13 protein-coding genes are annotated in these 19,673 nt (G+C 71.9%); 5 read left to right on the plus strand and 8 right to left on the minus strand.

Features of this window, described 5'->3' with window-relative positions; all coding sequences use genetic code 11:
- Window positions 1-115: 115 nt before the first annotated feature.
- Window positions 116-1,348, minus strand: coding sequence for a saccharopine dehydrogenase family protein (locus tag FNH21_RS12915; RefSeq protein ID WP_152816315.1), 1,233 nt, complete (start codon window positions 1,346-1,348; stop codon window positions 116-118).
- Window positions 1,349-1,387: 39 nt separating this feature from the next.
- Entirely contained in the window at window positions 1,388-2,449 is a 1,062-nt protein-coding gene (locus FNH21_RS12920) for a glycoside hydrolase family 76 protein (RefSeq protein WP_152816318.1), read from the minus strand.
- A 143-nt stretch (window positions 2,450-2,592) separates the two neighbouring features.
- Here FNH21_RS12920 and FNH21_RS12925 point away from each other — a divergent pair, with 143 nt between their 5' ends.
- The 4 genes from FNH21_RS12925 to FNH21_RS12940 all read left to right on the plus strand — a co-directional run bounded on the left by FNH21_RS12925 (window position 2,593) and on the right by FNH21_RS12940 (window position 8,998).
- The gene (locus FNH21_RS12925; protein ID WP_152816320.1) at window positions 2,593-3,378 is read left to right on the plus strand and encodes an SDR family NAD(P)-dependent oxidoreductase; all 786 of its coding nucleotides are present in this window, start codon (window positions 2,593-2,595) and stop codon (window positions 3,376-3,378) included.
- Window positions 3,379-3,424: 46 nt separating this feature from the next.
- Window positions 3,425-4,588, plus strand: a complete 1,164-nt coding sequence (locus FNH21_RS12930; RefSeq protein WP_152816322.1) for an acyl-CoA dehydrogenase family protein — start codon at window positions 3,425-3,427, stop codon at window positions 4,586-4,588.
- Window positions 4,589-4,926: 338 nt separating this feature from the next.
- Window positions 4,927-7,752, plus strand: coding sequence for a phosphoenolpyruvate carboxylase (gene ppc / locus FNH21_RS12935; protein ID WP_422108781.1), 2,826 nt, complete (start codon window positions 4,927-4,929; stop codon window positions 7,750-7,752).
- Between the two features lie 307 nt (window positions 7,753-8,059).
- Window positions 8,060-8,998 carry an NADP-dependent oxidoreductase gene (locus tag FNH21_RS12940; RefSeq protein ID WP_152816324.1) on the plus strand — a complete coding sequence of 313 codons (939 nt, stop codon included), beginning with the start codon at window positions 8,060-8,062 and terminating at the stop codon, window positions 8,996-8,998.
- A gap of 175 nt (window positions 8,999-9,173) precedes the next feature.
- On the opposite strand, the gene FNH21_RS12945 is transcribed toward FNH21_RS12940, so the two are convergent.
- From FNH21_RS12945 to FNH21_RS12965, 5 genes are all read right to left on the minus strand, one after another.
- The gene (locus FNH21_RS12945; protein WP_191931951.1) at window positions 9,174-10,772 is read right to left on the minus strand and encodes a TspO/MBR family protein; all 1,599 of its coding nucleotides are present in this window, start codon (window positions 10,770-10,772) and stop codon (window positions 9,174-9,176) included.
- Entirely contained in the window at window positions 10,735-11,370 is a 636-nt protein-coding gene (locus FNH21_RS12950) for a VTT domain-containing protein (RefSeq protein ID WP_152816326.1), read from the minus strand. Before FNH21_RS12950 ends, FNH21_RS12945 begins: the two co-directional genes overlap by 38 nt.
- Before the next feature lie 62 nt (window positions 11,371-11,432).
- On the minus strand, window positions 11,433-12,341 hold the full coding sequence (locus FNH21_RS12955) for a pseudouridine synthase (protein WP_152816485.1): 909 nt from the start codon (window positions 12,339-12,341) through the stop codon (window positions 11,433-11,435).
- 54 nt (window positions 12,342-12,395) lie between these two features.
- A complete protein-coding gene (locus tag FNH21_RS12960) occupies window positions 12,396-13,214 on the minus strand; it encodes a DNA-formamidopyrimidine glycosylase family protein (RefSeq protein ID WP_191931952.1) in 819 nt (272 codons plus the stop codon).
- Window positions 13,207-18,378 (minus strand): Lhr family ATP-dependent helicase, encoded by a 5,172-nt coding sequence (locus FNH21_RS12965; protein ID WP_422108778.1) that lies wholly within the window; start codon window positions 18,376-18,378, stop codon window positions 13,207-13,209. Before FNH21_RS12965 ends, FNH21_RS12960 begins: the two co-directional genes overlap by 8 nt.
- Here FNH21_RS12965 and FNH21_RS12970 point away from each other — a divergent pair.
- Window positions 18,359-18,952, plus strand: coding sequence for a hypothetical protein (locus FNH21_RS12970; RefSeq protein ID WP_152816328.1), 594 nt, complete (start codon window positions 18,359-18,361; stop codon window positions 18,950-18,952). The two genes, FNH21_RS12965 and FNH21_RS12970, sit on opposite strands and share 20 nt — an antisense overlap.
- Here the strand turns inward: FNH21_RS12970 and FNH21_RS12975 are convergent.
- Entirely contained in the window at window positions 18,918-19,643 is a 726-nt protein-coding gene (locus tag FNH21_RS12975; protein WP_152816330.1) for a DUF4232 domain-containing protein, read from the minus strand. The two genes, FNH21_RS12970 and FNH21_RS12975, sit on opposite strands and share 35 nt — an antisense overlap.
- Between the last annotated feature and the right edge of the window lie 30 nt (window positions 19,644-19,673).

A 19,673-nucleotide genomic window follows, 5' to 3' on the forward strand; every position in this document is an offset into this window, starting at 1 on the left:
GCCCGTACCGGTCCTCCCGGTAGGGGCACGCCCTTCCGCTGTCACCCGGGTCCGGCTGCGCCATCGGAGCGTCGTCCGGGGCGCACCGACCGACGGCGCCGCGCCCGGAGCACCGTCAGTCCAGGGGTGTGACCTCGTAGGTGTGCCCGGCCGCCCTCAACCGTTCCACCAGGACGTTCCCGAGGGCGGTCGCCGGGGTGAGGGAACCGGTGGCACCCGGGAGGTTCTCGACGTCGAGGGCCAGTGAGAGCGCCGTCTCGCCGGCCATCACCGCCGTGGCGGCGTACCCCGGATCGCCGGGGCCCGAGGCGGTGGCCCGGTAACGCCGGCCACTCTCCGTGGCCGCGGTCACCTGGGAGCGGAACCAGCCGGCCTGCCGTGCAGCCTCACCCGGTCCGGCTCCTGGCGCCGGAAGGACCCGGTCGAGGATCTTCCGCGTGGGTGGGAGGGCGAGCGCGGCACCGAACGCCCGCAGACCGAGTGCGGTCGCCCCCGCCATCACCGTGCCCTTCACTCCACGGCCTGTCCCCATGACCTCGCCGTAGCGCAGGGACCGGCCGTACGCCCAGCCCTGCAGCGCATTGCTGCGGCGCACGATCCGCGTGTTCGCGGACGCCATGACGAAGGGCGCCGTCCGCCGGCCGTCCGCCGCCCGGCCGACCCAGCCCAGGTCCCGCGGCTGCCGGGTCGAGGGCTCGGCGGACCGGTCCGGGCTGAGGGAGAAGGGATCCGCCGCCAGCGACCGCTGCACGGGGTCCGACCGCATGCCGTCCAGCTGGCCACGCATCGAGTCGACCGTGCCCCCGCTGAAACCGCCCCTGGCGGTCGCGACGAGCTGGACCTCGGTCAGACCGCCTGCGCCGTCGGCCTCCGCAGCCTGATGCAGGAGGAGTACCGCCAGATCGGAGGGGACAGAATCGTACCCGCAGGCATGGACGATCCGCGCGCCGGTCGTCCGCGCGATCTCGTCGCATCGGTCGATGGCCTCGCGGACGAAGGACGACTCGCCCGTGAGATCCCCGTAGTGGGTGCCGGCGCGGGCGCAGGCCTCGACGACCGGCAGCCCGTACTTCGCGTAGGGGCCCACCGTGGTGAAGAGCACGCGGGTCCCCGCGGCCAGCGACGCGAGCGAGTCGGGGTGCTCCGTGTCGGCCTCGATGAGGGACCAGCCCCGTGCGGCGGCGGGCAGCCTGGACCGCACCGCCTCGAGTTTCTTCCTCGACCTGCCGGCGAGTCCCACCCGAAGATCCGCCGGGGCGTGGTCCGCGAGGTAGCCGGCGATCAGTTCGCCGACGAAGCCGGTCGCACCGAAAAGGACGAGGTCATGGGCGCGCGCTGAGGTCTCCATCCCAGCAGTCTTGCACCGCCGGGGCCGGTGCGCAGCCGGTCAGGCCCGGGCGGTTCCGGTGGACCCGGCCGCGGACCGCGCCTCGAGCACCATCCACGCCTGCAGTTGGGACGACAGGCTGACCGGGCCGTTCTGCACCGGCGGGAAGATCAGCGTCCCCCCTGCGCTCAGCCGGCCGTCCCACAGGTGCTCCGCCGTCGCGTCGAGCAGCCGCTGGGCCGTCGCCGACGCGACAGGGCCGATGCCGGCGACCGCCGCCTCGGCGAGGTACCGGGCGAGGATGCCGGTGAACAGGCCGGCGTCACCGCCCGCGGCCAGCGGCAGCACGCCGTCGTCGTCGGCCACACCGCGCGCGATGGCACCGACGAGATCCGCGGCGGTGGAGAGATTGTCCGCCCCTCCGACCTCGATCAGCGCGCCGAGCACCGTGCCCTGGTTGTACGTGTGGAGGCCCCGGTCCACACGCCCGTCGGCCTTGACCCCGTCCAGGAAGAGCCCGCTGTCCTCGTCGAACAGGCGGTCGCGGAGCCAGTCGAGCAGGTCCTGCGCCCGCGCGGTGTCACCGGCCCGGGCGAAGAACACCGCCGCCGGCGCCGTGCTGGGCGTGTTCTTGTAGTCCCGCGTGGTGTTCCAGTAGACCCCGCCGCCGAGCTCGGCGGTGTGGGCCGAGCGCAGTGCGGCGCCGAGGATCCGCACCCGACGCCGTGGCCGGCGTCGCGCCTCGACGGCGTCGAGGCGCTGGAGAGCGAGCGCCAGCCATGCCATGTCGTCGTAGTAGGAGTTCCGCCAGCGGCCGCCGTTGCGGAGCCAGATGCCGCGTGCCAGCTTTCGGGCCTCGGGCAGCGCACCGGTGCCGTCACCTGCGCTGTCACCTGCGCCGTCGCCATCGCCGTCGCCTGCGCCGGAGGTCCGGAGGTGCTCGTCGAGGAGGCAGTCCAGGAAGTGGGCCTGCCACCAGTAGTGCCAGTGGCTGCGGGCGCTCGTCGGTGGCGGGAAGGCGATGGAGCCGAGCCGGGTACCGGGGACGTGCAGGCTGCGCCGCGCGAAGAGCTGCCGCACGCCGGCCGCAGTGATCGAAGCGGCGTCGTCGGGGATGGGCATGTGACCACCCTAGCCACGTCGGCGTCGCCCGGCGCTGGGCAGGATGCGCAATGGATTCCCTGCCGGGTGCGCAGTGGGCCACGTCACAGTACGCTGGGCGCGAGGACGGACCAACGGCGGTCCTCCCGGGCGGAAGGGTCGGCATGGACATCAGGGGATCGGTGGCACTCGTCACCGGAGGTGCGTCGGGACTCGGCCTCGCCACCGCCCGGCGGCTGGTCGACGACGGCGCCTCGGTGGTCCTCGTGGACCTCCCGCAGTCCGCCGGAGCCGACGCAGCGCGTACCCTCGACCCCTCGGGCGAGCGGGTCAGGTTCACCCCCGCCGATGTCGCCGACGCCGCTCAGGTGCAGGCGGCCGTCGACGTCGCCGTGGGCCTCGGCCCGCTGCGCATCGTGGTCAACTGCGCGGGGATCGCGACGCCGGGCAAGGTCCTCGGGCGCGACGGCGTCCTGCCGCTCGAGCAGTTCACCCGCGTCATCACCGTCAACCTCGTCGGCACCTTCAACGTCATCCGCCTCGCCGCGGACGCCATGGCCCGGACGGCGACCGTCACCGGTACCGGCGGCTCGGACGAGCGAGGGGTCATCATCAACACTGCGTCGGTCGCCGCCTTCGACGGGCAGATCGGCCAGCCCGCCTACGCCGCGTCGAAGGGCGGGGTCGCAGCCATGACGCTCCCGATCGCGCGTGAACTCGCGCGGTCGCTCATCCGCGTGGTCACCATCGCCCCCGGCATCTTCGAGACGCCCATGATGGCGGGCCTGCCCCAGGAGGCCCAGGATTCATTGGGCGCCCAGGTGCCGCACCCGTCCCGTCTCGGCAAGCCCGTCGAGTACGCGGCGCTCGCAGCACACATCATCGAGAACCAGATGCTCAACGGCGAGACGATCCGCCTCGACGGTGCCATCCGCATGGCGCCCAAGTAGCCGCACCAGGTTCTCCCGGTCTCAGCTCGATTGAAAGGACGGCTCGATGGAGAGCCAGCTTCCCACCGCCGATTTCCTCGGTTTCGAATCCCTCCTCGCCGGTCACGAGCGCGAGAAGCTCCAGGACGTCCGTGACTTCCTGGCCAAGGAGGTCGCCCCGCGGTGCGCCGAATGGTGGAACAGGGCCGAGTTCCCGCACGAGATCCTGCCGAAGCTCGCGGGCCTGAACCTCAGCACACCGGTGCAGCAGGGCTACAGCCATCTGTTCAGTGGGCTCGTGATCGCCGAGATGACGCGGGCCGACACCTCGATTGCCACATTCTTCATGGTGCACCACGACCTCTTCGTCGAAGCCCTGCACATGTTCGGCAGCGAGGAGCAGAAGGCCCGGCTGCTGCAGGACGCGATGGACCTGAGGATCACCGGCGCGTTCGCCCTGACGGAACCCCTGCACGGGTCCGACGTCGCCGGCGGCATGGCCACCACGGCCACCCGCGACGGCGACTCCTGGATCCTCAACGGCGCCAAGCGGTGGATCGGCAACGGCACGTTCTGTGACTACATGCTGCTCTGGGCCCGGGACACGGAGACCGGGGGAGTGCGCGGCTTCATCCTCGACGCCACGCTGCCCGGCGTCACCCGCACCACCATCGCCAACAAGACGGCCCTGCGCACCGTCCAGAACGCCGACATCACCCTCACCGACGTGCGGGTGGGCGAGTCCGACCGCTTCGCCGGCATCGAGACCTTCAACGACACCCGGCAGCTCCTGCTCGGCTCCCGCATCCTCGTCGGCTGGCAGGCCGTGGGCCAGCAACTGGCCGCGTTCGACGTCGCCCGGCAGTACGCCGTGGAGCGCCACCAGTTCGGCAGGCCGATCGCGGGCTTCCAGCTCGTCCAGGACCAGCTCGTCACCATGATGGGTAACACGACCGCCTGCCTCGGTGTCATGGCGCACATCGCCCAGCTGCAGGAGCAGGGCGCATCGGACATGCCGCAGGCCGCCTTCGCCAAGTCCTTCACGACGGCGCGCATGCGGGAGACCGTGGCCCTCGGGCGCGGGATCCTCGGCGGGAACGGGATCGTGACGGACTACGGGATGGCGAAGATCTTCGCGGATGCCGAGGCCGTCTACACCTACGAGGGCTCCTACGAGATCAACAGCCTGATCGTCGGGCGGGCGCTGACGGGGATCTCGGCCTTCGCCTGACGTCGCTGGGCTCGTCCAGGGGCGCGTCCCGGCCCGGATGCGGCGTCCTGCACGCGCTTCCGGGCGCGGGCGCGTCCCGGCCCGGATGCGGCGTCCTGCACGGGCTTCCGGATGCCGGGCGCGTGTCGGGCGGCGACACGCCGGAGAACGGGACCCTGAGGCAGTCGACCCCGTGCACGAAGCGGCGGCGGGGTGGCTCCGGAGGTCACATGACGGACGTGGTGAGGCGCACGCCACATCTCTGGGTAGGATCCCAACAGCAATCCGTCGTATCCAGTGCCGCATACGCCTCGTTTTCCGTGCCCTGAAAGCAGGCTGTCGTGACAGTGCCCCTCGAAGTGTCCTCCGTGCGTGCCACCGATCCGTTCGGTGCGGCCGACGGCGACATCAGCCACGATCTCCGCGCCGACGTGCGCCGGGTCAGCACCCTGCTCGGCGAATCGCTCGTCCGGCAGCACGGCCAGGAGCTGCTCGATCTCGTGGAGCGCGTCCGGCTGCTCACCAAGCAGTCGAAGGAGTCCGGCACCGTGGACGACGCCGGGGAGCGGGCCGCGCTCGCGGCGCAGGTACGCGACCTCCTCGCGGCCCTGCCGATCGACCGGGCCACGGAGCTGGTGCGCGCCTTCGCCGCCTACTTCCACCTCGCCAACGCGGCCGAGCAGGTGCACCGTGTACGGGGGTTCCGCACACGGTCGGAGGAGGACGGCTGGCTGGCGCAGACGGTCTCTCGCATCGCCTCCGACGCCGGCCCGGAAGCGCTCGCCGCCGTCGTGCAGGAACTGGACGTCCGCCCCGTCTTCACGGCACACCCCACCGAGGCCTCGCGGCGCTCCGTGCTCGACAAGCTCCGGCGCCTTTCCGACGTCCTCGCGGAGACCGCGGTGGAGGGCTCGCAGCAGCGCCGGCGGCAGGACCGGCGGCTCGCCGAGGTGATCGACCTGATCTGGCAGACCGACGAGCTGCGGCAGGTGCGGCCCACGCCCATCGACGAGGCGCGCAACGCCATGTACTACCTGGGGGACATCCTCACGACCTCCATGCCCGAACTGCTCGAGGACCTCTCGGACCTCCTGGCGCAGCACGGCGTCACCCTGCCGGCCGCCGGGGCGCCGCTGCGATTCGGCTCGTGGATCGGTGGGGACCGCGACGGCAATCCGAACGTCACGGCTGCGGTGACCCGCGAGATCCTCCAGATCCAGAACCAGCAGGCCGTCCGTATCTCCATCCACTTCATCGACCGGCTCATCTCCTCGCTGTCCTCGTCCACGGCGATCGTCGGAGTGTCCGGGGACCTGACCGCGTCCATCGAGCGCGACCTCGCGAACCTCCCGCGGCTCGACAAGCGCGTCCTGGAACTGAACGCGCAGGAGCCCTACCGGCTGAAGCTCACCTGCGTGAAGGCCAAGCTGCTCAACACCGCGGCCCGGGTGCAGAACCAGACGGCGCACGAACCGGGGCGCGACTACGTCGATACCGCGCAGGTCCTCGCGGACCTCGCGCTCGTGGGGGACTCGCTGCGGGAGCACGCGGCGGGCCTGGCGGCCGACGGCGCCCTCGCCACGGCGTCGCGCGTCATCTCCTCGGTGGGCCTCCACCTCGCCACACTCGACATCCGTGAGCACGCCGACATGCACCACGACGTCGTCGCGCAGCTGACCGACCGGTTGGGCGAACTGGATGTGCCCTATCTGGAGCTCGACCGTGCGGGCCGCCTCCGGGCGCTGTCCCGCGAACTCGCCTCCCGGCGTCCGCTCGCGACGGTCAACCCACCGCTCGACGACGGCGCACGCCGAACCTTCGACGTCTTCCGTGAGATCGCCTCGGCGCTGCGCACCTACGGCCCCGACGTCATCGAGACCTACATCGTGTCCATGACCCGTGGGGCCGACGACGTCCTGGCGCCCGTGGTGCTCGCACGCGAGGCAGGACTGGTCGACGTCGTCGGGGACGGGTCCGGCGGACCGGACTCGGGCGCGTTCGCGAAGATCGGCTTCGCGCCGCTGCTGGAGACCGTGGACGAGCTGCGCGTCTCCGCCGAGATCGTGGACACCCTGCTGTCCGATCCGACCTACCGCGAGGTGGTCCGCCTGCGGGGTGACCTGCAGGAGGTCATGCTCGGGTACTCCGACTCCAACAAGGAGTCCGGGGTGCTGACCAGCCTCTGGGAGATCCACAAGACCCAGCGGCGCCTGCGCGACGTCGCAGCGAAGCACGGCGTCCGCCTCCGCCTCTTCCACGGGCGAGGCGGATCGGTGGGCCGTGGTGGCGGTCCCACGTACGACGCCATCCTCGCGCAGCCGAACGGCGTCCTCGAGGGCGAGATCAAGTTCACGGAGCAGGGCGAGGTCATCAGCGACAAGTACTCGCTGCCGGCGCTGGCCCGCGAGAACCTCGAACTCTCCCTCGCCGCTGTGATGCAGGGCTCCGCGCTGCACCGCACACCGCGCACGTCCGAGGACGATCGCGGGCGGTGGGCCGACGTCATGGAGACCGTGTCCGACGCCGCCTTCGCGCGGTACCGCGGGTTGATCGACCACCAGGACCTGCCCGCGTACTTCCTCGCCTCGACGCCGGTGGAGCAACTGGGCTCGCTGAACATCGGCTCGCGTCCGTCCAAGCGTCCTGACTCCGGCAGCGGTCTCGGCGGTCTCCGTGCCATCCCGTGGGTGTTCGGCTGGACGCAGTCCCGGCAGATCGTCCCGGGCTGGTTCGGCGTCGGCTCCGGCCTGCGTGCCGCCCGCGAGGCGGGCCATGAAGGCCTGCTGTCCGAGATGCTGGAGCGCTGGCACTTCTTCCGCACCGTGGTCTCCAACGTCGAGATGACCCTCGCGAAGACCGACCTGGAGATCGCCGCGCACTACGTGGAGGCGCTGGTCCCGGCGGAACTCCAGCACCTCTTCGGCGTGATCCGGGCGGAGTACGAGCTGACGCTCGCCGAGATCCGGCACCTCACGGGGGAGCAGGAGCTCCTCGACGACCAGCCGGTGCTCAAGCGGTCCCTCGCCGTGCGCGACCAGTATCTCGACCCGATCTCCTACCTGCAGGTCGAGCTGCTGCGCCGCGTGCGGGCGGAGGCCGACGGCGGACAGCCCGACGGTCGGCTCCAGCGAGCCATGCTCATCACCATCAACGGCGTGGCCGCGGGGATGCGCAACACGGGCTGACCGCGGCGCGGCGCGCCTCTACCGGTGCCTACGCGTCCCTGCGTCTCCGGCGCGTGCGCCTTCGCCGGTGCCTACGCGTCCCTGCGTCTCCGGCGCGTGCGCCTTCGCCGGTGCCTACTCGTCCTGCATCTCCGGCGGGTGCGCCTCTGCCGGTGGGTGGGCGTCCGCCGGTGCCTACGCGTCCCTGGTTCTCCTGCGCTCGTCGACCGGAACAGCGTGCTCGACGGAATAGGGGCAGGGAGTGGCCGGTTGCCGCCAGTGGAACCCGAACACCGCCGGCAGCGACCGGACGAGCAGGAGGAGCACCATGAAGGCAGTCTTTTACGAGAAGTACGGCGATCCCGACGTCCTGCAGTACGGCGAGCAGCCGGACCCGAAGGTGGGGCCGGACTCGGTGCTCGTCGACGTGCGGGCCTCATCGGTGAACCCCGTGGACTGGAAGATCACCGCCGGGTATCTGGATGCGGCCCTGCCCACCTCCTTCCCCGTGATCCCGGGGTGGGATGTGGCCGGCGTCGTGGTGCAGCCCGGACCGTCCGTCACCGAGTTCGAGACCGGTGACGAGGTGATCGGGTACGTCCGCATGGACACCGTGGGGCTGGGCACCTTCGCCGAGCAGGTCGCCGCTCCGGTGCGGACGCTCGCCCGCAAGCCGAGGAACATCTCCTGGGCGGAGGCGGCGACCATGCCGCTGGCCGGGCTCACCGCCTACCAGTCGCTGCAAGCCGTCGGCGTCGGGGAGGGTGACACCGTCCTGGTGCACAACGGCGCCGGTGGCGTGGGAACCTATGCCATCCAGATCGCGACGGCGTGGGGCGCCCGGGTGCTGGCCACCGCGTCCGAGAAGAACCACGAGTTCCTGCGTTCCCTGGGTGCGGAGCCGTTGACCTACGGGGAAGGGCTCGCGGAGCGCCTCGCCGAGGCAGCGCCGGAGGGGCTCGACGCCGTCGTCGACTTCGTGGGCGGTGAGGACTGGGTCGCCTCCCTGGAGCACCTGAAGTCACCGGAGCGGATCGCCTCCGTCGCCGACGCCGAGGTCAAGGACCGGGGCGGGCGCTACATTTTCGTCCGCCCGAACCCGGCGGATCTCCTCGCCCTGACCGAACTCGTCGAGGCGGGCAGCGTCACGCCGGTGCTCGCGGAGAGCTTCCCGCTCGAGCGGGCCGCCGATGCCTTCCGCAGCAGCATGGACGGCCATGTCCGCGGCAAGATCGCCGTCACCGTCGGCGATCAGGGCCAGGAGTAGCCGCGCCGGCATCCCGAGGTAGCCGGTCGAGGCGTCGTACCCGTCGGGGGCGGCGCCTCAGGTGCGCAAGGGCCGCCTGTCCTGCGGTGAGATCGCGCTCGTGTGACTAGCCGGACGTGCCCGGTCACACCCCCCCGGGCGTGGGAGTGGTCCACGGTCGGGGAAGGCTCGCGTCCTAGGAGCGCGAGTCCTCGTAGTCGTCGTCGCCCAGCAGGTCGATCGGTTCGCGGAGGGCGTCCTCCTCCGCCCGCAGCCAGCGTCGGTAGGCGTGATCGACGCGGTGCCGGCGGGAACCCGCGGTGATGAGGAGCAGGAAGATCGCGAGGGCCGCGGCGAGTGCCACGGCCAGCGAGGCCGGCTCACCCAGTGCCCGCTCGACGGCGATCCACAGGAGACCCCATGACGTGGCCGCGGCGACCGACAGCCGGCCGCGATCGGTGGAGCAGATGACGGCCGCCGTCAGGAGGATCGCTGCGATACCGACGATCGCCCAGGTGGTGCCCTGCCACTCGAAGAGGTCGAAGCGTCCGGCGGTGAAGAATGCCGCTGCGTTCGCTCCGGCCGCCAGCAGCACCCAGCCGAGGTACAGGCCGATCGGCGCGTCCACGAGCGCACCCTCCACCCGTGTCTGGGTGGGATGGGAGTTCAGGGTGCGCACGGCTGCCAGGAGCGTGAAGAACAGCAGCATGATGACGATGAGGCTCACCGTGAGCCCGCCGGCCTGGGCACTCAGGATCCATGCGAGGTTCAGCAGCATCGAGGCCGCGACGGTCCAGCCGAGGCGCCGTTGCCGTCCGGTGCGCCGCTGCGACGGGAACCACTGGTACACCGTGTAGGCCACGAGCCCTGCGTAGATCACGCTCCAGATCGAGAAGGCGGACGACGACGGCGCCAGGAGCGTCGCGTCCGGGGAGAACAGGCCACCTGCCGCATCCCTGATCGACGGGCCCCCGAAGGCGCCGACCCCTGCCGCCGAACCCAGGATGCAGGCGATCGCGCAGAGCGTCACGGCTGCCTGCCGGACGACGTCGGCGTCCCACCCCCCGATGTGGCGGATCGTCGCGGTTCCGCCGCGGCTGATCGCCTTCCCTGCGGCGCTGCTTCCTCCGGCGATCGCCATTCCTGCGGCGCTGCTGCCGCGGCCGATGGCCTTGCCGGCAGTGGCGCTGCCCTGGCTGATCGCCCTACCGGTAGCGACGCTTCCGCGACCGATCGTCCTTCCGGTCACCCCTGCGGCACGGCGGGCCCTCTCCGCCGCAACCCGTGCCTTCGCTGCCGCGACCCGCCGCCGTTCGCCTGCGGCGGTGGAGGACATGCTGACCGTGGCGCTCGTGTCCGCCGGGACCCGCGCCTCCTCCATGTCGGCCATGTCGGCCTTGTCGGATCTGCCGGACCTGCCGGGCCTGCCGGACCTGCCGGGCCTGCCGGACCTGCCGGACCTGTCGGCGTTGTCGGCTTTGCCGGCGTTGTCGGCCTTGTCGGCCTTGTCGGCCTTGTCGGCAGTGGCAGCGGTGTCGGAGCCGGAGCGTGTGGACTCCACGGTTCCTGCGCCGGCCGTCGCCGACGTGCCCTTTGCGGGTTCGGGGCCTGCGGACCGTGGAGCCGGGGAATCCTCGCTCGTCGCGGGAACGACCCGGGGCCGCGCTGCCTTGAGCCGTTCGAGGACGCTCGCGGTGTCCGAGGGCAGCTCGGGCGCGGGGCTTCCCTGCGCGATCCTCGGCGGCCCCGCCGGCTTCTCAGGGAGCGTCGGACCCGGGTTTCTCGGGGTGCTCATGCGTCGTTTTGGCCTTCCGGTGTTTCTTCAGGGCGAGGATTGCCGCCGTGATGGCTCCCACCAGCGTACCGACCGCCATTCCGAGCAGGGCGCTCACCCCTGCGGGCAGGCCGGTGGACGCTCCTGCCACGAACCCGAGGCCCACGAGCCAGGCCGTCCACAGCAGGCCGCCGCCGGCGGCAGCGAGCATGAACGGGCGCAGGGGCAGCTCGGCGATCCCGGCGACCGCCACGCTGGCCGTGCGGCCGCCCGGGAGGAACCGGACCGCGACGACGGCCGCGTACGTGGGGGAGCTGCCGGCCTTCTCGATGGCGTTGCGCAGCCCGCGGTGGATGGATCGTCCCCAGCGGAACCGGTCGAGGAAGTGCGTCAGCCTGCGGCGGAAGAGCAGGAAGAGGGCAACGTCGCCCACCCAGCTCCCGGCGAAGGCCACGACGACCGCGAACGGGAGGAGGAGCATGCCGTGCGCCGACATCGTGCCGGCGCCGATGACGAGGAGCTCCGAGGGCACGACGGGGAGGATCACGTCCACGACGATCACGGCGAACATGACGAGGAGGTAGAGCGGTGCTGGGATGTCCGTGCCGGGCAGGTCCACCCTGCAAATCTACCGTCCAGCACCCCTGCGTGGACGGCCGTCTCGTGCCCGGACCATGGCGGTCAGGCGAATTCGGCGAGTGCCAGGCGTGACGCGTAGGTCCGCTCGGTGCCGTCCACCGGATCGGTGAACGCGATGCTGTGGGCGAGGAGTTGCAGGGGCCGGGCGTAGTCGTCCGGGGCCTGCGGATGCAGCACAGGGTAGAACGGGTCGTTGATGATCCCGAGCCCGAGGGAGGCCATGTGCAGCCGGAGCTGGTGCGTCTTGCCCGTGTGCGGCTGCAAGCGGTACAGCCCGCGCCCCGCCCGCTCGTCCAGGAGGCTGACGGTCGTGTGCGTGTTCGCGGGTCCCTCCACCTCCTGCGCCAGGAGGTAGGTGCGCGACTTCACGATCCTGCTCCGGACGTCCAGCGGCGCCGTGTCAAGGCCCAGTTCCGGGCGGACGGGCGCGACGGCCCGGTATTCCTTGCTGATGCGCCGGTTCTCGAACAGCAACTGGTAGGCGCCCCGTGTCGCGGGGTCGACGGCGAACATCAGGACACCCGCCGTCATCCTGTCCAGGCGGTGCATGGGGATCAGGTCCGGTAGGCCGAGCTCCACCCGGAGGCGGACCAGGGCCGATTCCGCCACGTACATGCCGCCGGGGGTGGTCGGCAGGAAGTGTGGTTTGTCGACGACGAGCAGCCGCTCGTCCTGGTGGAGGATCGACAGCTCGACCGGGAGACGTTCCTCGACGGGCAGTTCGCGGTAGTACCAGACGAAGGTGTGCTCACCGAGCGGTGTGGTCCTCGTCAGCACCTCGCCTCCGAGCGCCACGACCTCGCCGCGGTCGAAGCGCTCGCCGATGCCGTCGGGGTCCACGTGGTCGAAGCGGTCGAGGATGTACTCGAGGGCCGTCTCCCACGGGCCCTCCGCCGGGAGCCGCAGCCGCGTGGCATTGACGCCGTTGCGCACGGGCAGGGGTGAGCGCATCGCCATCAGGGCGTGACCTGCCCGTGGTGGTCCATCCGGTGGTGACTCATCCCGTCAGGGTAGTGCCGCTCCCGCGGGTGCTTCCACCCGGGGCTGGCAGTGCGGGCAGTAGTACAGCTCGCGGAGTTCGGTCTCCTTGTCCCCGAGCTGTTCCAGCGCCACGGGTGTGCCGCAGCGCAGGCACCCGCGACGGGACCGGCCGTAGACCCAGAGCGTGTTGCCGCGGAGCTGGCCCGTGGTCGCCCGGGTGCTGCGGGCCTTGTTCGCCTCCAGCAGCTTCTTGGACAGCTCGACCATGCGCGGCAGGTTGGGTACCTCGCCCACGGGGGTCAGCGGATGCACCCCTGCGAGGAAGCACAGCTCGCACCGGTAGACGTTGCCGATCCCGGCGAGGTTCCGCTGGTCGAGGAGGGCGAGCCCGATGGGCCGCTCGGGCTGGTCGCGGAGCCGCCGAATCGCTTCGTCCGGATCCCAGTCCGGCCCGAGGAGGTCCGGTCCGAGGTACCCCACGGCGTCGTCCTCCTCCGCACGCGAGATCACCCGCAGAAAGCCGAGTTCGAAGCCGACGACGACGGCGTCCTCCGTCTCGAGGATGCACCGCGCCTTGAAGGCAGGGCGTCGCCACTTCTCGCCGTGCGCGTAGACGTGCCAGAGCCCCTCCATCTTCAGGTGGGAGTGGATGTCCCAGCCGTCGTCCCCGCCGCCACGGATCAGCAGGTGCTTCCCGCGGGCCACGGCCTCCTGCACGGTGTCCCCCGTGAAATCGACGGTGGCGAACTTCGGCACCCGGACGTCGCAGCGCGTCAGCACCCGGCCCGCGAGCGCCCGGTGCAGTTCACGGGCCGCCCGCCAGACGGTGTCCCCCTCAGGCACGGATCCTCAGTCCCTTCGGTGTGGTGTAGAACCCGGCATCGGCGAGCGCGCGTCCGATGTCCGTGTCGAGGATCTCGCCGCCGTTCACCTTCTCGAGCGCCATCTTGTCCGCGGCGCCGCGCCGGATGATCAGCACGAGGGCCAGCGCCGCGGCACGGAGGACGAGCGCATCCTCGGTGAACGTCAGGAGGGTCTTGCCGCCCCGTTCGACATACAGGGCCAGGGCTCCGTCCACGAGCACCACCAGCGCGCCGGCCTTCCGCCCGGCTCGGTGCCCGCCCTCCGCCTGCGGCCAGCTGAGGGCCGCCCCGTAGGGGTTCGCCGGATCCGTGGCGGCCAGGGCGACGGCGTTCAAGGGCGCGGCCTCACCACCGAGGACGTCCTGGGCCGTGGGCAGCTGGTTGTCGGCGCTGAAGGACCGTAGGCGGTCCACCGTCGCCGGCACGGCGAACTGCGCCGCCCCGAGGTGCTCGATGAAGTAGCCGCGGCGGCACCGGCCCATCTCCTCGAGCCGCGCCAGCACCTTGTACATGAGGCCGAATCCGCCCGGGATGCCCTCGTTGCCGACGGCGCCGCGCGTGACCACGCCGTAACGGTCGAGCAGGAGCTCGGCGGTGGCGTGCGCGTGGAGCGTCGTCTCGGCCTCCACCGCGGGCAGCATGTTCCAGCGTCCCGCGGCCAGGGGAGGAGTGGGCCGCTGGTAGCCGCCCGCCCCGCCGTCGTCGGCTGCGGCACTGAGGCGCATCGACGCGCCGGTCAGGGACTTCCCCGGGGCGCGGCCGAGCCGTCCGGCCCGCGAGGTGCGGGCGCGTGCCGGAACGGGGCGTTGCTTGTGGGCCGTCTTCCCGTTGGCCAGCAGCGAGCGCACCGGCGTGAAAGTGTCATTGCTGATGCGGCCCGCCCATACGAGGTCCCAGAGCGCGGTGACGACGGCGGTGTCCGAGGTGACCTCCTGGACATCGAGCAGGTTGGTCAGCTGCCGGAGGAAGTACCCGCCGCCACCGGCCAGCAGATCCAGCAGCGCGGAGTGCAGCGACGTGGGCTCGAAGGCCGGATCGGGGCGCAGCGTGAGCGGGGCGTTCTCGGCCAGGTGCAGGGCGATCCAGCCGTCGTTCCCGGCGAGCGACCCGGCCCCCGACCACACCACCTCGCCCGTCGCGGTCAGCTCGTCGAGCATCGCCGGGGTGTAGTTCGCCACGCGCTGGGCGAGGATCAGGGGCTCCCACGCCGAGGCGGGGATCGGGACGCCGGAGAGCTGGTCGATCACGGTGACCACGCCGTCGAGTCCCCGCAGACCCGACCCGATGTGCTGCCAGGCGGGGAGGAACCTGCCGTAGGCGGTCGGGTCGACGGGCTCGACCTCCTGGCGCAGCGCCGCGAGCGACCGGCGGCGGAGGCGGCGCAGCACCTCGACGTCGCACCACTCGCTGGAGGCCGGCGCGTGGAGGGTGATGGTGCCCGGAGCGGCGCCCGAGTCCGCGGAGATGTCGAGGACGGGGACCGATTCCGCGGGCCGGAACTCCCCCTCGACCACGCGCCCGGCGCCGGCGAGGCGCTGCAGGGATCCCGTGACGACGGCGACACCGAGGCCCAGCTGGGCTGCCGCCTCGGCGGCGGTGAACGGACCGTGCGTGCGGGCGTAGCGGCCCACGAGGTCGCCGAGCGGATCCGCGACCGGCTCGATGAACGCCAGCGGGATGCCCATCGGCAGGGGTACGCCGATGGCGTCGCGCAGACGAGCGGCGTCCTCGACGGCGGAGATCCGCTCTACTCCGGCGATGTTCACGGTGAGCGCGCGATTGGCCTTGACGAGGACGGCGACGTGCTGCCGGACGAGGTCCACCGATGCGGTACCGCGGAGCGGTGCGTCCTCGCCCGAGCCGCCCGCCGTGGTGGCGTCACCGGCGGTGGCGTCGCCGACGCCGGGGCGGGCAACGACGCCGGCGTCGTCACGAATCGCAGTGGCTCCGGCACCGTCGGCCGGTGCGGTGGTGTCGGCGGGCGCGTCGAGCCGCTCGGCGATCTCACCGACCGTGAGGGGCCCGAGGATGCGGATCAGGTCGGCGACGCCCTCGAGCCCGCGGACCCGCCGGTCCGCCTTCAGGCGCTGCAGCTCCAGCTCCGTCTCGGCGATGACCCGGGCGTCGAGCAGTTCGCGCAGTTCCGCGCGGCCCAGCAGTTCGTTGAGGAGGGTCGGGTCGAGGGACAACGCCGCGGCCCGTCGTTCGGCGAGCGGCGAGTCTCCCTCGTAGAGGAACGAGGCGACGTAGCCGAAGAGCATGGACCGGGCGAACGGCGAGGGCTGCTGCGTGGTGACCTCGACGATCCGCAGTTCCCGGCGCTCCAGCGATGCGGCGAGGTCCTTCAGCGCCGGGAGGTCGTAGACGTCCTGCAGGCACTCGCGCACGGTCTCGAGCACGATCGGGAAGGTCGGGTACTTCTTGGCGACGTCGAGCAGCTGGGCGGAACGCTGGCGCTGCTGCCACAGCGGGGTGCGCTTGCTCGGGTTCTGGCGCGGCAGGAGCAGGGCCCGCGCGGCACACTCCCTGAACCGCGAGGCGAAGAGTGCGGAGCCGCCCACCTCTGCGGTCACGATCCCGTCCAGCTCCTCCGCGTCGAACAGGAAGAGATCGGCTCCGGGTGGTTCGTCGTCCATGAGCGGCACCCGCAGCACGATGCCGTCGTCGGAGGCCATGGCGGACCCGTCCATGCCGTACCGCTGCTCGAGCCGTGCGCCGACGGCGAGGGCCCACGGGGCGTGCACGGGCATGCCGAACGGGCTGTGGAGCACCACGCGCCAGTCGCCGAGCTCGTCGTGGAAACGCTCGACGACGAGCGTGCGGTCGTTCGGGACCACCTCGGTGGCCTCGCGCTGCTCGGTCAGGTAGGTGATGAGGTTCCCCGCCGCCCATGCGTCGAGGCCGATCCTCTCGCACCGTTCCTGCGCCTTCTCGGGCGTGCTCCCGGACATCTCCCGGTTGAAGGCGCCGAGGGCTCGGCCCAGTTCCACCGGCCGTCCGAGGGAGTCGCCCTTCCAGAAGGGCAGCTTGCCCGGCTGACCGAACGCCGGGGACACGAGCACGCGGTCATGCGTGATCTCCTCGATGCGCCAGCTCGTGGCACCGAGCGCGAAGACGTCTCCCACGCGGGACTCGTAGACCATCTCCTCGTCGAGTTCGCCGACGCGGCGCCCGCCCGCGCGGGGTCCCTCGCCCTCGGAGCCCACGAGGAAGACGCCGAAGAGCCCGCGGTCGGGGATGGTGCCGCCGGAGGTGACGGCGAGGCGCTGTGCTCCGGGCTTGCCCGTGATGGTTCCCTCGACGCGGTCCCAGATGATGCGGGGCCGGAGCTCGGCGAACTCGTCGGAGGGGTACCGGCCGGCGAGGAGGTCGAGGGTCGCGTCGAAGGCCGAGCGCGGGAGGGTGGCGAACGGCGCCGATGCGCGGACGACGTCGAACCACTCCTCGACGTCGATGGTGCCCAGCGCTGCCGCCGCGACGGTCTGCTGGGCCAGGATGTCCAGGGGATTGGTGGGGATGTACAGGGGCTCGATCTTCCCGGCGAGCATGCGCTCCACCGTCACGGTCGTGTTGACGAGGTCCCCGCGGTGCTTGGGGAACAGGACGCCCTGCGACACCTCGCCCACCTGGTGTCCCGCGCGCCCGACACGCTGCAGACCGCTCGCCACGGAGTGCGGCGACTCGACCTGCACCACGAGGTCCACCGCGCCCATGTCGATCCCGAGTTCCAGGGAGCTCGTCGCGACCACGCAGCGCAGGCGCCCCGACTTGAGGTCGTCCTCGATGAGGGCGCGCTGGTCCTTCGACACCGAGCCGTGGTGGGCGCGTGCCAGCAGCGGTTCGGCGCCGGTGCTCTGGCTGGCCTGCGCCATCATCTGTGCGGGGGTCGCGGTCGTATGGGCATAGGGCTGGGCGGAGGAGGATGCCGCCGTCGCTCCGGGGGCGTCAGGGGCGTCGGGGTCGCCGACGGCCGCCCACACGGCATCACGCTCGAGGCGCTCCGCGTGGATCTCGTTGAGCCGCGCGGTGAGGCGCTCGGCGAGCCGCCGCGAGTTGGCGAACACGATCGTGGACCGGTTCTGGCCGATCAGATCGACGATCTTCTCCTCGACGTGCGGCCAGATGCTGGCCTGGGGCACGGCGTCGCCGTCGTCGTCGCCCGGGGCCACGGCCCCGCCGAGTTCCGTCATGTCCTCCACCGGGACGGTGACGGTCAGGTCCCACTGCTTCTTCGACGGCGGTGCGACGATCTCCACCGGTGCGTTCCCGGAGAGGAAGCGCGCCACCGTCTCCTTCGGCTCCACGGTGGCGGACAGGCCGATGCGCTGCACGGGCTTGTCCAGCAGGGCGTCGAGACGGGCGAGGGACACGGCGAGGTGCGCGCCGCGCTTGGTGCCGGCGACGGCGTGGACCTCGTCGATGATGACGGTGTCCACCTCCATGAGCGTCTCCCGCGCCTTCGACGTCAGCATCAGGAACAGTGACTCGGGCGTGGTGATGAGGATGTCCGGCGGCCGGGTCAGCATGGCCCGCCGCTCGGCCTGCGGCGTGTCGCCGGAGCGGACGCCCACCGTGATGCTCGGAGCGGGCAGCCCGAGGCGCTTCGCGGTCTGCGTGATGCCGATCAGGGGCGCGCGGAGGTTCCGCTCGACATCGACGCCGAGCGCCTTCAGGGGTGAGATGTAGAGGACGCGCGTGGTGCGCTTCGGCTTCTTCGGCGGGGCTTTACGGCCCTTCGCCGGCACCTCGGGGACGTCCTCGTCGGCATCGCCGCTCCCCTCGCCCGAGGCGATGAGCCGGTCCAGGGCCCAGAGGAACGCGGCGAGGGTCTTGCCCGAGCCGGTCGGGGCGACGACGAGGGCGTTGGAGCCCGCGGAGATCGCGGACCACGCGCCCTCCTGCGCCGGCGTGGGCTCAGCGAAGGCCCCGGCGAACCACTCATGGGTCGCGGGGGTGAACCTCGTCAGCACCGGCGTCGTCACCCCATCATCATGCCCCAGCGCACCGACACTCGGTCCTTCCGCGGATGCTCCGTCCGCCGCACCGCAGGGCTGCCGCCGAACGGGGGTGGAGCGCAGTAGGTTTCGACCAAGGGCTGGACGGAACGGCTGACGGGAGCAGGGCATGACGGCCGGAGCAGGCATGGTGCAGCGACCGGGAATCGCCGGACACGTGTCCAACAACTGGGTGCCGGTGGCCGCGATCGGCGTGCTCTTCCTCGGCGGGGCGGTCGCCGCGGTCGTGGTCGACGGCGACACCGGCCGGATCGCGGCCTACTTCGTCGTGAGCACGCTCGTGCTCGTCCTCGTGACGGCACCCTGGCTCGTCCGTCATCCGCCGGCGATCAGCGCCCGGACGGGCGCCTACCTGGTCCTTGCCGTCGTGGTCGAGCTCGGGGCGCTGCTCGGCGGGGCCGTGGCGGCGTTCCACGGCCTGGGCGCGTGGGTGGTCCTGGGGATCGGCCTCGCGGTGTACGGGCTGCTGGAGCGGGGGCGCGTCATGGTGACTGCCGGCGTGGCCACGGCCCTCCTCGGGCTCGCGTCGATCGTCGCCGGCCGGTCGTGGGTGACGCTGGTCCTCGCCCTGTCGACCGCCGCGCTCATCGGGTTCGCGGCGTGGCGCCTGCGGGAGACGGGCCGGCAGCAGCCGACGGACGGCCCCCGGGACGGCCCGCCTGCAGCAGCTAGGAAACGGGCTGCAGGGTTCCCACCCGCATGAGCACGATCGAACCGGCCGAGCACGCCGCGATGTCCTGCGGCAGGACGAGCGAGTCGGTCGCGCCCGGGGGGTACACGCGGACACCCGCGGCCTGCGTGATGCCGCAGTCCGCGCCGTAGTTCTCGGCGGTGGTCTGCTGGAGGGTGGTGCTCGCCGAGGCTCCCGGCGCGAGGGTGACGGCGGCGGCCGCCGTCCCGTCCCGCTCCGCGGGGGCTCCGATCTGCGTGCCCGCCGCGTCCACGTAGGAGACTCCCGGGTACCCCTGGACGGTGCACTCGTGGCCGGACGCATTTGTGAGGACGAGGGTGCGGTAGACGCTGCCCGCGGCACCGCCACCGAGCTGGTCCTCCACCGCGCCGGTCAGCTGCGCCGCCGTGCAGGGACCGCCGGCGGTCGGCACGGAGGCCGAGGGGCTCGCTGACGCGGACGGCGACGCGGCGCCGCCAGGGGCAGCGGAGGCCGACGGCGTCGCGGAGGCGGTTCCCGTGGGACCCGGTGCGGCGGACGGTGCAGTGGACGGTGCAGTGGTCGGGGCGGCGGAAGGGGTGGAGGACGCGCTCGCGGTTCCGGCGGACGTCGCCGCCGTCCCGCCGTCGTCGGACCCGGAGGCGGTGCAGCCGCTCACCGCCGTCAGTGCTCCAGCGGCCATCACGGCCGCGATCCAACGCTTGCTCCCCAGCAGAGTAGTCATTCCCTCACCCTACGTCCGGGTGCGGCAGCC

The organism is Arthrobacter bussei (genome assembly GCF_009377195.2).
GTDB lineage: Bacteria > Actinomycetota > Actinomycetes > Actinomycetales > Micrococcaceae > Arthrobacter_D > Arthrobacter_D bussei.